Here is a 14449-nt window from a genome sequence, read left to right as displayed (position 1 = left end):
CTCCCGGGGGCGCCTCGTGCCAGGCTAGCCAGCGGCGCCCTTGAGAAGGGGTGCTGTGACGTGCGCGAACATCCGCTCCTTGATCGTCCCGAGCGTCATCCGGTCTTTGCCTGCCAGGCTCGTGGCGAGCGCCACGGCAGCCGGCAGCAACTCCTCCTCGCCGTGAACAGCATCGACGATGCCCGCCGCCACGGCATCCTGCCCGCCATACCGCCGCCCCGTCGTCATCATGTCGACCTGGGCACGCGGCGTCAGCTTGCTCTGCACCAGGGCACTCATCCCCGCACTGAACGGGATGCGGATGTCGACCTCGGGCAGGCAGAAGAAGCCCCGGTCGGCGCGCATCAGGCGGTAGTCATGGCAGAGCGCCACCAGCGCCCCGCCGCCGAAGGCGTGCCCGTTGATGGCCGTGACCGTCGGCACCGGCAGGGTGAGCAGCCGCGCCAGCAGGCGCTCCACGCGGTGCACATAGGGCAAGAACTGATCCGGTTGCGCCGCAACCCATTCCAGGTCCAGACCATTGGAGAAGAACTTCCCGGTGGCCGTCGTCACCAGCGCGGCCGGCTCGGCGGAGGCGACGAGATCGTCGAGAAGTGCGTCCAGCGAGTCCAGCCAATCGGGCGAAAATCGGTTCTCGTCGGCGCCGAAGTCGATGATCCAAACCGGTCCGTCACGGTGCAATTGCGGCATCCCGCGATCATGTCATCGACCAACCCCAGAGCCCCGAGGTTCGCCGCATGGTCCGCGTCACTCTCCCCGCGCCAATGAGGACACCCCACGACTTTCGCATTACGGCCTAGGCTCTGTCCGTGACAAGCGCGCACCCGATGGACCTGCTCTTCGACGCCGCCAAGGACTCCGCGGAGGTCGAGATCCCCCCGGGCTGGGGCCAAGGCCGCGCCACCTTCGGCGGCACGATCGGGGGTCTGCTGCAGGCCCGCAGCCTCGGCGAGTGGGATCTCGCCCCGGCCACCCTGCGCGCCGTGACCACCTCTTTCGTCGCCCCCGCAAACGCCGGGCCAGCGCGCCTGGAGACTCTCCTGCTTCGCCAGGGCAGCTCTGCGACGCAGACCGAGGTCCGCCTGTGGCAGACCGATCCCAAGACGGGCCAGGAGACCGTCCGGGCGCTGCAGCTCTCGTCATATGGCGCCCCGCGCGAGTCCTCCGTCGAGGTCGCGGCACCCCGGGCCACCGTGCCCGAAACCGAAGGCCGGTTCGCGGTGCCGCACCTGCCCGGGCTGACGCCGGACTTCCTCGCGCAGATCGAACTCACCCCGGTGACCGGTGGCATGTCCTTCTCAGGCGCCGACTCCGGCGATATCACCGGCTTCATGCGCTATCGGACCGCCCCCGCCGCGATGACGCTTCCGCACTTCCTGTGCCTCGTCGACGGCTGGCCCCCCGCGACGGGCTCCCTCCTGAAGGCGCCCGCCGCGATGAGCACCCTCTCGTGGACGGTTGAAATACTCGCCGAGCCAACGGGAGCGGCCGATCAGTTCTGGTGGTATGAGGTGGCAACCGACGCAGCCCACGACGGCTACGCGCATACGCACGCAACGGTTTTCACGCGCGCGGGCGACCCGGTGGCCATCTCGCGGCAGACGATCTCGATCTTCGCGTGAGCACCGAGCCAGCGCTCGCCGACTACCCGATCGTCCGTCCCGTCGCCACCCGGTGGGCCGACAACGATATGTTCGGCCACCTCAACAATGCCGTCTATTACGGCATCTTCGACAGCGTCATCAATGGCTGGCTCGCCGAGGCCACCGGCATTTCACCCCTGGAGCACGAAGCTCGCGGCGTCGTCGCCGAGTCATCCTGTCGCTTCCTCGCGGAGGTTGGCTTCCCGGATGAGGTCCTCGTCGGGCTGCGGATCGAGCGACTCGGCACCAAGAGCGTCACGTATCAGCTCGCGATGTTCCGCAGCGTCGGCGACGAGGCGGTCCTCGCTGCGGAGGGCCGGTGGGTGCATGTGTATGTCGATCCCGCCTCCCGCGCGACCGTCGCCATCCCGCCCGCGATCCGGGCGGTCCTGGAAGGTATCTGCGAGCCCGCCTGAGCCCGGACGTGACGGCCGGCCTAGGCCTTGTTGCGAAACTTCCGGGCGGGGTCCTCGCGAAGTATCGACGTGAGGAACGAACGTAGAACTTCGTGGGGTGTCTCTAACTGAAGGCGATCAACTGGCGCAGGGCGCGCCCGTCCGCGAGCGCATCCATCGCCTCGTTGATTTCATCCAGTGTGATGGTGGCCGAGACCAGCGATTCAACCGGCAGCCGGCCGGCCCGCCACATCTGAAGCAGGATCGGAATGTCGCGCTCGGGAACCGCCGATCCGAGATAGCTGCCGATGATCGTCCGGCCCTGCGCCACGAGGTCCAGCGGGGAGATTTCCGCGAGGGCGGTCGGCCCCGGCAGTCCCACCGTCACGGTCCGCCCGCCTGGAGCCGTGGCCCGCACGGCGGCTTCGAAGGCGCGCGGGTGCCCCGCAGCCTCAATGACGACGGCACCGCGAAGCTGTTGCGCCGCAACCTCTTCCGGCGTGAGCGCCGCATCAGCGCCGAGATCGGACGCGAGCCCGAGCTTGGCCGGCAGCGTGTCCACACCCACCACGCGCAGTCCGCCCAAGCCGATCGCCGTCATCAACGCCGCCATACCCACCCCACCGAGCCCAACAACGATCACGGTGTCGCCAGGAGCCGGACGGGCCGCATTCAATACCGCCCCGCCCCCGGTCAGCACGGCGCAGCCAAGCAGGCAGGCCACATCGGCCGGGACGTCCGGCGCCACCACGACCACCGAGCGACGATCGACGACAGCATGGGTGGCGAAGGCGGAGACTCCGAGGTGATGCAGCACGGGCGCCCCATCCCGGCGCAACCGGCTGCCACCGCCGAGCAAGGCACCCGAAGCATTGGCCGCCGTCCCCGGGGCACAGGGAACCACCCCACCCGTGTGGCACCCCGGGCACTCGCCGCACCGCGGCAGGAAAGTCATCACGACCCGATCCCCCACCGCGACGCCGGCACAGTCGGCGCCCACGGCTTCGACAATCCCCGATGCCTCGTGCCCCAACAGCATCGGCACCGGGCGGACCCGGTTGCCGTCCACCACGGACAGATCCGCATGACAGACGCCTGCCGCCTCCACTCGAACCAGCAACTCGCCATCCCCGGGCGAGTCGAGGAGCAGGTCCGCGACGACGAGGGGGCGGGACTCGGCATACGGCCGGGGGCGCCCGATCTCCTCGAGGACGGCACCACGGATCGAGATCGCACCGGACATGGGTTCATCCTGTCGGAACCCTCGAAACCCAATGTGGGCAACGACATCGTCGTTGCCCACATCGAGTTTGTGCTGAGTTGGGTCAGCTGGGCTTGGGGGCTCCCGGTCGGGCATACCGCATCCACACGATGGCGGTGCACATGATCGCCCAGAGGACGCCGATCCAATAGAAGACCGTCGGGCCGAGCAGGTTGACGCCGACACCGAAGAAGAACGGTCCGAAGGCCGCGATCGCCGCGGTCCAGCCGATGACGCCACCGGCCTGCCGCTTCTCGAAGATCATCGGCATCTGCTTGAAGGTCGAGGCATTGCCGATGCCGGAGAAGAGGAAGATCGCGAGCATGCCCCAGAGGAACTGGCTGAAGTCACCCTTGAGCGCGGCGGCGGAAGAGTAGTCCGGGGTCAGGGCCGGGATCGTGTAGACGATCGAAGCGATCAGGCCGATGCCGGAGACGAGCGACCACTTGGCGCCGCCCATCCGGTCGGTGAGCGGGGAGAAGACCACGCGCGCACCGGCACCGATGAGTGGGCCGAGGAAGACGTACTTCACGGGGTCGGGCACGGCATACCCCTCGATGAGGACCTTGGCCGCAGCACCGGCGCCGGAGACGACCTTGTCGTTGCCGGCGCCATAGAGGTTCGACATCAGCAGGCCGAATTGCGCGGCCAGGCCGGAGAAGGTGCCGAAGGTCATGATGTAGATCAGCGTCATCCACCAGGTGTCCTGGTTGCCGAAGATGTCGAACTGCTGGCGGATGTTGGCCTTGATCGGCACCGACTTCAGCATCGTCCACGCGAGCAGACCGCCGATGATCATCAGCGGAATCCAGATGAAGGAGGCGTTCTGGAAGAAGACTTCCTTGTCCGGCTTGCCGGGGGTCTTGAGGATCTGCGAGCCGCCGAAGATCGCCAGGCCGGACATCGCAATCAGATAGGGCGTCAGCAACTGAACAACCGAGACACCGAAGTTGCCGAGGCCGGCCTGCAGACCGAGCGCGGTCCCCTGCATCCGCCGTGGGAAGAAGAAGGAGGTCGAGGGCATGAAGCCGGAGAAGACGCCACCCCCGATGCCGGCGAGGAAGGCCAGCACCATCAACTCCCAATAGGGGGCGGTGGGTTGCTGCACTCGCACGCCCCAGCCGAGGGTCGAGGCGGTCAGCAGCAGGGTGCTCAGGGCGACCATCTTGCGGGTGCCCATGATCGGCGGCAGCACCATCCAGACCAGCCGGAACAGACCGGCAGCCAGGCCGGGCATGGCGGCCATCCAGTAGAGCTGGCTCTTGGTCCACGTGTAGCCGAGGGCGTTGAGCTTCGGGATGATCGCGCTGGGCAGGAACCAGGCGATGAAGGCCAGGGTTAGGCAGAAGGTCGTGATCCACAGGGTTCGCCAGGCCAGGCCGGAATCCCAGGTCTCCTCATTCTCAGGATCCCAGGACTGCAACCATTCCCCGCCGCTGCGGGCTGGTGCGGTGCTCATCGGGTTTCTTCTTTCTTGTTGGATTGTGTATGCCGTGCAGGGGGGTCCGGGTATGCCGTGCGCCTCACGAGGCTGTTGGGCTCTCCAGGTGCCGGGCCAGTTCCGGAGTCTTCTCGTGCAGCATCCTGACAACGGTCCAGTGCATCCACAAGGCGCAGATCACGGTGAGGACGAAAAGCACGAAGAAGGTGCTCGTCGGGAAGCCGCTCCACTCCTTGGTGTAGGCGAACAGGGGAGGCAGCACGAAGCCGCCGAGTCCGCCGAACATCCCGACGAGCCCGCCGACGGAGCCGACATTGTCCGGGAAGTATTCGGGGATGTGCTTGTAGACCGCGGCCTTGCCGATGCCCATCGCGCACCCGAGCAGGAAGACCAGGATGACGAAGGCGGGCAGCCCGAGGTGGTAGGCGAGGTGCTGGCTCTCGGTGCCATCGGCATGGCTGATCGTGATGTGCCCGTTGGGCATCATCAACAGGCCGGTGCTGAGCATCATCAGCCCGAAGGTCCAGTACATGACGCGCCGGGCGCCGAAGCGGTCGGAGAACCAGCCGCCCACGGGACGCAGCAGCGACGCGGGGAAGATGAAGGTCGCCGTGAGCAGCGCCGCGGTGCGTAGTTCGATGTCGAAGTTCTCGACGTAGTAATGCGGCAGCCAGGCGGACAGGGCGACATAGGCACCGAAGACTGCGGCGTAATAGAGGCTGAATCGCCAGACGCGAACCTGCTTCAACGGGGCGAGCATCTCGCCGATCGGTTTGCCGGCGCCGGCGACCTTGTCGCGCCGCGGGACGACGACGAAGACCGCGATCGCCATGACGATCAGGGCCACGGCATAGATGGCGGGGAAGATCCGCCAGCCACCCTCGAAGACCCCGAAGTAGACGTGCCCGGCGGTCCCGGCGATGATCGCCGGGAAGAGGACGAGCAGCAGCTTGGTGACCGAGGCCCCGACATTGCCGGCGCCGAAGACACCGAGGGCGAAGCCTTGGCGCTCCTTCGGGGTCCACGCGGAGTTCCACGCGACGCCGACGCTGAACAGGTTGCCCGCGAAACCGACGAGGAAGGCGAGGACGAGCAGGGCGCCATACCCCTGCGCCTGGGTGAGGAAGAAGCAGGGAATCGCCGTGAGCAGCAGCATCGCGATCGTCACCTTGCGGCCACCGATGCGATCGGTCAGCATGCCGGCCGGCAGGCGCCACAGGGAGCCGTTGAGGACCGCCACCGCGGACAGCCAGGCCAGTTGCGGATCGCTGAGCTTCAGCTCCTTTTGGATGGGGACACCGAGGATGCCGAACATCAGCCAGACGGCGAACATCAAGGTGAAGGCCGTCGTGGACATGATGAGGACCCGGGTTGCCCCTGTGGTCGACTCGCGACGAGACACGCTCGCTCCTTTTAGAGGAGAAGGATCATTTTTATCAAACCGAGAAGACGGTACGCTCTCCCTGGGTGTTTGCACAGGTAGGGTGACCTTAGTGACCTGGGGAGCATCCGTATGGTTGAATAAAACGGATTCCTAGCACGATGCGACGAGGCAGATGGAGGTCCCCCATGCCGAGGGGCAACAGTCAGGCCGCGACCGTCCTGCTGTCCTCGCCCGTGCGTCGCCGGATCGTGGAGTTGGTGCGAGAGGCCCAGGGACGCGGCACGGGCGAGGTCGATGGTGAGGCCTTGGGCTCTGAGGGCCTGACCGCGGCACAGATCGCCAAGGCCATCGACCTGCACGTCACGACGGCACGCTTCCATCTCGATCAACTCGAATCGGCCCAGGTGCTGATCAGTTCGTCGCACAAACATCCCGGTGCCGGCCGGCCCCGCAAGGTCTATGCCCTGCCCCCGGAAGAGGAGCAGGAGACCGACGATATCGGCGCCGTCCGGCTGCTCACCGGGCTGCTCGCCGAAACCTTCACCGCGACCCGGCGCCACCAGCGGATAGTCACTCCCGACGAGGCCGGATTCGTGTGGGCGGAAAACCACATCGCGGCCACGGACTCACCTCCCGCCACGACGGCGGGCGAATGGCTCGGCAAGGTCGGCGGCCTGATCGATGTTCTGGAACGCTGGGGGTATGCCGCAGAACTGTCGACCTCCGACCAGGGCCGCGCCGCCCGGCTCGACTTGCCGCACTGCCCTTTCCGCGAGCTGGCGCAGGAGAACACCGAGGTTGTCTGCGGCATACACCGTGGGCTGATCGCCGGGACGATGCAGCAGCTCGGCGAATCCGACACCGATGTCACGCTGCTCCCGTTCGCCAACGGGACCACCTGCATCGCGCACGTGCGGCGCACGACCCCCTTCGAATCCACCAAGACCCCCAATCCCGTTACTGATCAGGAAGATTCGCCATGACCACTGCCGGCTTGGACTCCCCCCTGACCGACGCCCTCGTCGGCACTCGTCGCTTCTTCACGCGATCGAAAGTGTCCGAGGACAAGCGCGCTTTGTATGCCGAGGGGGGCCGTCAGGGCGACAGCTTCTATCGCGACCGGTGGAGTCACGACAAGGTTGTGCGGTCCACGCACGGCGTCAACTGCACGGGCTCCTGCTCATGGAAGGTCTACGTCAAGGACGGGATCATCACCTGGGAGGCCCAGCAGACCGACTATCCCAGCACCGGTGCCGACAAGCCAGAGTATGAACCGCGCGGCTGTCCCCGCGGCGCCTCCTTCTCCTGGTACACATACTCTCCCACCAGGATTCGCTATCCGTATGTCCGTGGCGTGCTGCTGGAGATGTACCGCGAAGCCAAGCGCGCCGTCGGCGGCGACCCGGTTGTGGCGTGGGCGTCGATCATGCAGGACCCCGAGCGGACCCGGCGTTATAAGAGCGCGCGCGGCAAGGGCGGGCTGGTCCGCGCGAGTTGGGAAGAGGTCGTCGAACTCATCGCCGCCGCCCACGTCTACACCGTCAAGCGGTGGGGGCCAGACCGGATCGCGGGCTTCTCCCCGATCCCGGCGATGTCGCCGGTGTCCTATGCCAGTGGTGCCCGCTTCCACGAACTCATCGGCGCGCCGATGCTCTCCTTCTACGACTGGTATGCCGACCTGCCGAACGCCTCGCCGCAGATGTTCGGCGACCAGACCGATGTCCCGGAGTCCGGCGACTGGTGGGACGCCGGCTACCTCATCATGTGGGGCTCCAATGTCCCGTTGACTCGCACGCCGGATGCCCACTGGATGACCGAGGCTCGCTACCGCGGCCAGAAGGTGCTCGCGGTCGCCCCCGACTATGCCGAGAATGTGAAATTCGCCGACGAGTGGGTGACCTGCAATCCCGGCGCCGACGGAGCGCTCGCGATGGCGATGGGCCATGTCGTCCTCAAGGAGTTCTTCGCCGACCAGCAGGTCCCTTTCTTCGTCGACTACAACCGCCGGTTCACCGACCTGCCGATGCTGGTGACCCTTGAGCAGGGAACCGACAGCGAATCGGCATACCAGCAAGGCAAATACCTCGTGGCGGGCGACCTCGACATCCCGGAGAAGGACTCCGAGAACGCGATGTGGAAGACCGCTGTCCTCGACGAGCGGACCGGCGAGATCGCCATCCCCAATGGCTCGGTGGGCTTCCGCTATGGCGAGGAGGGCTGGGGCAAGTGGAACCTCGAACTCGGCGAGATCGAGCCGGCGCTGAGCCTGCTCGGCCGCCACGACGAGGTCGCCCTCGTCAGCTTCCCGCGCTTCGACTCCCTCGACGGTCGCGTCGTCTACGAATCGCGCGGTGTGCCCGTCAAGCGGGTCGGCGACCAACTCGTCACAACTGTCCTTGACTTGATGTTTGCGCACTATGGCGTTGCGCGAGAAGGCCTTCCGGGTCAGTGGGGCACCGGGTATGACGATGCGAGCGCGGTCAACACGCCCGCGTGGCAGGAGCCGATCACGACCGTCCCCGCCGCCCAGGTGACCCGCCTGGCGCGCGAGTGGGCGCAAAACGCGATCGACACCGGCGGGCGCGGCATGATCCTCATGGGCGCCGGCACCAACCACTGGTTCCACTCCGATCAGATCTATCGCGCCATGCTGGTGCTGACCTCGATCACCGGCTGCCAAGGCCGCAATGGCGGCGGTTGGGGTCACTATGTCGGGCAGGAAAAGATCCGCCCGATCATGGGCTTCCAGCACATGGCGTTCGCGCTGGACTGGCACCGGCCGCCGCGGCATATGAACCAAACCGCGTACTGGTATGTCAACACCAGCCAGTACCGCTACGACACCTTCACCGCCGACGATCTCGACATGGGCACCGGCGTCTTCGCCGGCAAGGGCGTCATGGATCTGCTCGCGCTGTCCGCGCGGCTGGGCTGGGCGCCGAGCTATCCGACCTTCAACCGCTCGTCCCTCACACTCGCCGACGAGGCCAAAGCCGCAGGTATGCCGCCCGCGGACTATGTTGTCTCGCAACTGAAGTCGGGCGACCTGCGCTTCGCCGTCGAGGACCCGGAGGCCGAGGAGAACCACCCACGCATCCTGTCGCTATGGCGCTCGAACCTGCTCGGCTCCAGCGCCAAGGGCAATGAATATTTCCTCAAGCACCTGCTCGGCACGGACGGTGCCGTCAACGCGACGCAGGCGAGCGAGGGGCACCGGCCGGCCGGGATCGAGTGGCCGGACGACATACCCGACGGCAAGCTCGACCTGCTGACCACGCTCGACTTCCGGATGACCAGCTCGACGCTCTTCTCCGATGTCGTGCTGCCGGCGGCGACGTGGTACGAAAAGCACGATCTCTCGACGACCGACATGCACCCCTTCGTGCACTCCTTCAATCCGGCCATCGCGCCGCCGTGGCAGTCCAAGACCGACTGGGACTCCTGGAAAGAGATCGCCAAGAAGTTCTCCGAGCTCGCGGTCGACCACCTCGGCACCCGCTCGGATGTCGTCGCCAAGCCGCTGTGGCATGACACTCCCGAGGCGCTCGCCACGGTCCACGGTCGCGTGCTGGACTGGAAGGCGGGCGAATGCGAGCCGGTGCCAGGCAAGACGATGCCGGTCCTCGCCGTCGCCGAACGCGACTACACCGCGATCTACGACAAGATGATTTCGATCGGCCCGCTCATGGAAAAGGTCGGCATGGTGACCAAGGGCGTGCCCTACACCGTGCAGCGCGAGATGGACATCCTGCGTCAGCGCAATGGCGTGGCGCGAGGCGGCGCCGGCGACGGACAGCCGCGGATGGAAACCGACATCCACGTCGCCGACGCGATCCTGCACCTGTCCGGCACCACCAATGGGCACCTCGCCACCCTCGGCTTCAAGAATGTCGAAAAGCGCACGGGCACAATGCTCCACGACCTCTCGGCCGAGCATGAAGGCAAACAGATCACCTTCGCCGACACCCAGATCCAGCCGATCCCGGTCATCACCTCCCCGGAGTGGTCGGGCTCGGAGTCCGGCGGTCGCCGCTATGCGCCCTTCACGATCAATGTCGAGCGCGCCAAGCCCTTCCACACCCTGACGGGCCGACAGCAGTTCTATCTCGACCACGACTGGATCCAGGGCATGGGCGAGACGCTGCCGGTCTTCCGGCCGCCCCTGAATATGACGACCCTCTTCGGCGAGACCCCGCTCGGAGAGCAGACCGAACTCGGTGTCTCCGTGCGCTACCTGACGCCGCACAACAAGTGGTCGATCCACAGCGAGTACCAAGACAACCTCTTCATGCTCTCGCTGTCTCGAGGCGGGCAGACGATCTGGATGTCTGATCGGGATGCGGCGAAGGTCGGCATCAAAGACAACGACTGGATCGAGGCGGTCAACCGCAATGGCGTCGTCGCGGCCCGAGCAATCGTCAGCCACCGGATGCCCGAAGGCACGGTCTATATGCACCATGCGCAGGACCGGCTCATCGACGTCCCCCTGACCGAGACCAACAACCGACGCGGCGGCATCCATAACTCGCTGACCCGCATCCTGATCAAGCCCAGCCACATCATCGGCGGCTATGCCCAATTCGCCTACTTCTTCAACTACATCGGCCCGACGGGCAACAACCGCGACGAAGTCACGATGATCCGCCGCCGCACCAACCAGAACGTGGAGTACTGACATGGCCCCCCACGAAGTTCTTTGCTTCGCTCCGATACTTCGCGAGGACCCCGAAAGGCAGGCACTCTGATGCGCGTCATGGCCCAGATGGCGATGGTGATGAACCTCGACAAATGCATCGGGTGTCACACCTGCTCGGTCACCTGCAAGCAGGCGTGGACCAATCGCACCGGCATGGAATATGTCTGGTTCAACAATGTCGAGACCCGGCCCGGCCTGGGCTATCCGCGGCGTTACGAGGACCAGGAGGAGTGGCAGGGCGGCTGGGTGCGCAAGCCCAACGGGCGGCTGACTCTGCGAGCCGGCGGGCGCGTCAAGAAGCTGCTCAACATCTTCTCCAATCCCAAGATGCCGAGCATCGACGACTACTACGAACCGTGGACCTACGACTACGAAACGCTTCTGAATGCCCCTCGGCAGCAACAGTTTCCGGTCGCTCGCCCGATGTCGCTGATCTCCGGCAAGCCGATGAATGTCACCTGGTCGGCGAACTGGGATGACGACCTAGGCGGGGCCACGCAATACGGCCCGAAGGATGTGATGCTCAAGGGCATCGAGGACAAGGTCAAGTTCGAGTTCGAGCAGACCTTCATGTTCTACCTGCCCCGCATCTGCGAGCACTGCCTCAACCCCTCGTGTGCGGCCTCGTGCCCCAGCGGGGCGATCTACAAGCGCGCCGAAGACGGCATCGTCCTGGTCGACCAGGAGAAGTGCCGCGGCTGGCGCATGTGCATCAGCGGCTGCCCCTACAAGAAGATCTACTTCAACCACAAGACCGGCAAAGCCGAGAAGTGCACCTTCTGCTACCCCCGCATCGAGGTCGGCATCCCGACCGTCTGCTCCGAGACCTGCGTCGGCCGACTGCGCTACATCGGCCTGATGCTCTATGACGCAGACGCCGTCCTCGACGCCGCGAGCGTCGAGAACGAGCACGATCTGTATGCCGCCCAGCGCGGCGTCTTCCTCGACCCCGAGGACCCGCAGGTGCGTCGCGCGGCCGAGCAGGCGGGCATCCCGGGCGACTGGATCGAGGCAGCGCGCAGGTCTCCGGTCAAGCGCCTGATCCTGGACTACCAGGTCGCCCTGCCGCTGCACCCGGAATACCGCACGATGCCGATGGTGTGGTACATCCCGCCGCTCTCGCCGGTCGTCGATGTCATCAAGGACACCGGCCACGACGCCGAGGACCAGGCCAACCTCTTCGCGGCGATCGACACCCTCCGCATCCCCGTCGAATACCTCGCCAACCTCTTCACCGCGGGCGATGTCGCACCGGTCAATGGTGTCCTGAAGAAGCTCGCCGCGATGCGGTCCTTCATGCGCGATATCAACCTCGGCCGCGATCCGAACGAAGAGATCGCGGAAGCCGTCGGCATGACGGCCGAGTCGATGTACGAAATGTTCCGACTGCTCGCGATTGCGAAGTATGCGGACCGCTACGTCATCCCGACCGCGCACGTCGAGCAGGCGCACGCCCTCGAAGAGTTGGCGACCGACTGCCCCGTCAGCGAATATGGCGGCGGCCAGTCCGCGGCCTTCGGCGAGGGCTCCGGCACGGGCGGCCTGACTCCGGTCGCGGTCGAGAACCTTCGAGTGTTGAAGGAAGCTCAGACCGCCGATTCGCTCGACGACCTGCCGGTGGAGAACCCGCTGCGCGGCCGCCTCAACCTGCTGAACTGGGACGGCAAGGGGATGCCGGATGGCATCTTCCCCGGCGACAAGACGGGGACGCCGAAATGATCTGGCGCCGCCACCGGCGCAGCTCGCCGTCCCTGTCCCGAAGCGATATTCGCACGTCCTGGCAGGTCACCTCGTTGCTGCTGGACTATCCCGACGAGCGGCTGATCGAGCTGCTGCCGACCCTGCGCGACGCCCTGGCCGATGCCCCATCGGCCGTTGCCGACCCGCTGCGGGCCGTGCTGGAGCACTTGGAGTCCAGGCCTTTGCAACAGGTGCAGTCGGCTTATATCGACACCTTCGACGTCACCCGCCGGTGCGCCCTGCACTTGACCTATTACACCTGCGGCGACACCCGCAAGCGGGGCGTGGAACTGATCCGGTTCAAGCAGGCATACCGCAGCGCCGGCGTCGAGATGGATGACCGTGAGCTGCCCGACCACCTCTGCGTCTTGCTGGAGTTTGGTGCGGCGCACGACCTCGACACCGCCTGGAAACTCTTGTGCGACAACCGAGTCGGCATCGAACTGCTGCAGCGCGCACTCAACGCCAAGAGTTCTCCATGGCTCCCGGCGGTCGAGTCGCTTCGGGCGACCCTGCCGGTCCTCGACGGCACCGACGAGGAAGCACTGGCCCGCCTCATCGCCGAGGGCCCACCGAGTGAGCAGGTCGGCCTCGACTTGCCGGGCTACGCCATCGACCCGCGCCTGAATCCCAATCCATGGGGGGCTCCGCCCCCCATGCTCCCCCCAGGAGCGCCGAATTCGCTGCGCTCGCCCATACCGATCTATCCGGTCGACAAGGCTCCTTCGTCGCCGTCGACCGTAGGAGCCCCGCGATGAACCGCTTCCTCTTCGGGATCTTCCCCTATTTGTGTCTGGCCGTCTTCGTCGTCGGCCACGTCTGGCGCTACCGCTACGACAAGTTCGGGTGGACCACCCGCAGCAGTCAGTTGTATGAAGACCGCCTCCTGCGCATCGGCAGCCCGCTCTTCCACTTCGGCATGCTCGGTGTCGTCGGCGGCCATATCCTCGGCCTACTTATCCCGCAGAAGTGGACCGACGCCATCGGTCTCTCCCGCGAGGCCTACCACGTGCTCGCGCTCGTGGGCGGCATCCCGGCGGGCGTCGCGGCCGTCGTCGGCTTGGCGATCCTCGTGTATCGCCGCCGCACGACCGGCCCGGTCTTCAGCGCGACGACCACCAACGACAAGGTCATGTACCTCGTGCTCGGCGCGGTCATTCTCCTCGGCATCTGGAACACCATCGCCGGCAGCCTGCTCTCCTTCGGTGGCCACTACAACTACCGCGACGGCGTCTCCCCGTGGTTCCGGAGCATCTTCGAGATGCGCCCCGATGTCGACCTGATGGCCGCGGCACCACTCGGCTTCAAGGTGCATGCGGTGCTCGCCTTCCTGCTGTTCGCCATGTGGCCGTTCACCCGCCTGGTGCACGTCTTCAGCGCCCCCATCGGCTACCTCAACCGGCCCTACATCGTCTACCGCAGTCGCGACAAGCAAGCGGCCGGCGGCAGTCGCGCCCCGCAGCGCGGCTGGGACAAGCCGGAGCTCAGCAGCGCCCCGACGAAAGGCAAGTCATGACTCCCGAACCCTGGCAGGGCGGCGAACTCGGTGAGCAGCAGGAGGGCGTCTTTGACCTCTCCGCCCTCGCTGACGAACTCCTCGACGCTGCGCGAAACGACCTGCAGCGCAAGGCGAGCCGGCTCGTCATACACGGGACCAAGCAGCGCGCGGTCCTGATGGCGATTCTCGCCGGCGGCGGGCTCGCCGAGCATGCCTCGCCGCCTGCGGCGACCCTGCACGTGCTCCGCGGCCGGATCCGGTTGTATGCCGGGGACGCCGCCGAGTGGTTTGTCTCGGCGGGCCAGGTCGTCGCCATCCCCCCGGAGCGGCATGCCGTCGACGCGCTGGAAGACTCCGCCTTCCTGCTGACGGTCGCCCTGTCCGGCTGAGG

12 protein-coding genes are annotated in these 14449 nt (G+C 66.2%); 8 read left to right on the top strand and 4 right to left on the bottom strand.

Annotated elements, in window-relative coordinates; genetic code table 11:
• Positions 1-24: 24 nt before the first annotated feature.
• Positions 25-690: an enoyl-CoA hydratase-related protein gene (locus ABD225_RS16025; RefSeq protein WP_344087770.1), complete on the bottom strand. Its 666-nt coding sequence runs from the start codon at positions 688-690 to the stop codon at positions 25-27.
• A gap of 119 nt (positions 691-809) precedes the next feature.
• Here ABD225_RS16025 and ABD225_RS16020 point away from each other — a divergent pair, with 119 nt between their 5' ends.
• A complete protein-coding gene (locus tag ABD225_RS16020) occupies positions 810-1622 on the top strand; it encodes a thioesterase family protein (protein ID WP_344087767.1) in 813 nt (270 codons plus the stop codon).
• Positions 1619-2059, top strand: a complete 441-nt coding sequence (locus ABD225_RS16015; protein WP_344087765.1) for an acyl-CoA thioesterase — start codon at positions 1619-1621, stop codon at positions 2057-2059. The genes ABD225_RS16020 and ABD225_RS16015 overlap by 4 nt, the downstream gene beginning before the upstream one ends.
• Before the next feature lie 103 nt (positions 2060-2162).
• Here ABD225_RS16015 and ABD225_RS16010 read toward each other — a convergent pair whose 3' ends face one another.
• From ABD225_RS16010 to ABD225_RS16000, 3 genes are all read right to left on the bottom strand, one after another.
• Positions 2163-3269 carry an alcohol dehydrogenase catalytic domain-containing protein gene (locus ABD225_RS16010; RefSeq protein WP_344087822.1) on the bottom strand — a complete coding sequence of 369 codons (1107 nt, stop codon included), beginning with the start codon at positions 3267-3269 and terminating at the stop codon, positions 2163-2165.
• 94 nt (positions 3270-3363) lie between these two features.
• Positions 3364-4758, bottom strand: coding sequence for an MFS transporter (locus ABD225_RS16005; protein ID WP_344087763.1), 1395 nt, complete (start codon positions 4756-4758; stop codon positions 3364-3366).
• A 64-nt stretch (positions 4759-4822) separates the two neighbouring features.
• Positions 4823-6142 carry an MFS transporter gene (locus ABD225_RS16000; protein ID WP_344087760.1) on the bottom strand — a complete coding sequence of 440 codons (1320 nt, stop codon included), beginning with the start codon at positions 6140-6142 and terminating at the stop codon, positions 4823-4825.
• A 167-nt stretch (positions 6143-6309) separates the two neighbouring features.
• Here ABD225_RS16000 and ABD225_RS15995 point away from each other — a divergent pair, with 167 nt between their 5' ends.
• The 6 genes from ABD225_RS15995 to ABD225_RS15970 all read left to right on the top strand — a co-directional run bounded on the left by ABD225_RS15995 (position 6310) and on the right by ABD225_RS15970 (position 14447).
• Entirely contained in the window at positions 6310-7107 is a 798-nt protein-coding gene (locus tag ABD225_RS15995) for a helix-turn-helix transcriptional regulator (protein ID WP_344087757.1), read from the top strand.
• Entirely contained in the window at positions 7104-10799 is a 3696-nt protein-coding gene (locus ABD225_RS15990) for a nitrate reductase subunit alpha (protein WP_344087754.1), read from the top strand. The genes ABD225_RS15995 and ABD225_RS15990 overlap by 4 nt, the downstream gene beginning before the upstream one ends.
• 69 nt (positions 10800-10868) lie before the next feature.
• Complete coding sequence (gene narH / locus ABD225_RS15985; protein ID WP_344087751.1) at positions 10869-12539, top strand: nitrate reductase subunit beta; 1671 nt, start codon at positions 10869-10871, stop codon at positions 12537-12539.
• Positions 12536-13318, top strand: a complete 783-nt coding sequence (gene narJ / locus ABD225_RS15980; protein ID WP_344087748.1) for a nitrate reductase molybdenum cofactor assembly chaperone — start codon at positions 12536-12538, stop codon at positions 13316-13318. Before narH ends, narJ begins: the two co-directional genes overlap by 4 nt.
• The gene (gene narI / locus ABD225_RS15975; protein ID WP_344087745.1) at positions 13315-14076 is read left to right on the top strand and encodes a respiratory nitrate reductase subunit gamma; all 762 of its coding nucleotides are present in this window, start codon (positions 13315-13317) and stop codon (positions 14074-14076) included. The genes narJ and narI overlap by 4 nt, the downstream gene beginning before the upstream one ends.
• The gene (locus ABD225_RS15970; RefSeq protein ID WP_344087742.1) at positions 14073-14447 is read left to right on the top strand and encodes a cupin domain-containing protein; all 375 of its coding nucleotides are present in this window, start codon (positions 14073-14075) and stop codon (positions 14445-14447) included. The genes narI and ABD225_RS15970 overlap by 4 nt, the downstream gene beginning before the upstream one ends.
• Positions 14448-14449 lie beyond the last annotated feature (2 nt).

Source organism: Nostocoides veronense (assembly GCF_039531185.1).
Classification (GTDB): domain Bacteria; phylum Actinomycetota; class Actinomycetes; order Actinomycetales; family Dermatophilaceae; genus Nostocoides_A; species Nostocoides_A veronense.
Note: the sequence above shows the minus strand (reverse complement) of the source record. Positions and strands in the feature narration are given on the sequence as shown.

Bases quoted from the DNA above. Each gene is read 5' to 3' on its own strand.
- narH (WP_344087751.1), top strand. From the start codon at position 10,869: ATGCGCGTCATGGCCCAGATGGCGATGGTGATGAACCTCGACAAATGC.
- ABD225_RS15995 (WP_344087757.1), top strand. From the start codon at position 6,310: ATGCCGAGGGGCAACAGTCAGGCCGCGACCGTCCTGCTGTCCTCGCCC.
- ABD225_RS16025 (WP_344087770.1), bottom strand. From the start codon at position 690: ATGCCGCAATTGCACCGTGACGGACCGGTTTGGATCATCGACTTCGGC.
- ABD225_RS15970 (WP_344087742.1), top strand. From the start codon at position 14,073: ATGACTCCCGAACCCTGGCAGGGCGGCGAACTCGGTGAGCAGCAGGAG.
- ABD225_RS16005 (WP_344087763.1), bottom strand. From the start codon at position 4,758: ATGAGCACCGCACCAGCCCGCAGCGGCGGGGAATGGTTGCAGTCCTGG.
- ABD225_RS15990 (WP_344087754.1), top strand. From the start codon at position 7,104: ATGACCACTGCCGGCTTGGACTCCCCCCTGACCGACGCCCTCGTCGGC.
- narI (WP_344087745.1), top strand. From the start codon at position 13,315: ATGAACCGCTTCCTCTTCGGGATCTTCCCCTATTTGTGTCTGGCCGTC.
- narJ (WP_344087748.1), top strand. From the start codon at position 12,536: ATGATCTGGCGCCGCCACCGGCGCAGCTCGCCGTCCCTGTCCCGAAGC.